Source organism: Aliidiomarina indica (assembly GCF_015354615.1).
GTDB lineage: Bacteria > Pseudomonadota > Gammaproteobacteria > Enterobacterales > Alteromonadaceae > Aliidiomarina > Aliidiomarina indica.
In genome coordinates, this window is record NZ_JACAVQ010000026.1 from 1 (window position 1) to 339 (window position 339).

General features: G+C 52.5%; 1 pseudogene. It reads left to right on the forward strand.

What is annotated here, in order from left to right:
- A pseudogene (locus tag HXZ99_RS12280) lies at positions 1-339 on the forward strand (IS3 family transposase); the annotation flags it as partial.

The following is a 339-nucleotide window of genomic DNA, read 5'->3' on the forward strand; positions in this document are numbered from 1 at the left end:
AACTGACCGCAAAGAAATTAAACAGCTTAAGCGTGAGCTGCGTGAAAAAGAGAAAGCCCTGGCTGAAACTGCAGCGCTTCTGGTGCTTCGAAAAAAGCTGGATGCGCTCTGGGAGAACGACGACGAGGACGATTGACCTCGGTCTCACAGCGCATTCAGTACGTGTCGTGGATACGAGAGGCGAATAAAGCCGGTGCTCGGTTGCGCCTTGCCTGCGATGAAGTAGGCATCAGTTTACGCACCTACAAACGTTGGTATCGAGGCGGCAAAGTGACTGCTGATAAGCGCCCTGAGGCAATACGTCCGGAGCCGATGAATAAGCTGAGCGAGTATGAACAA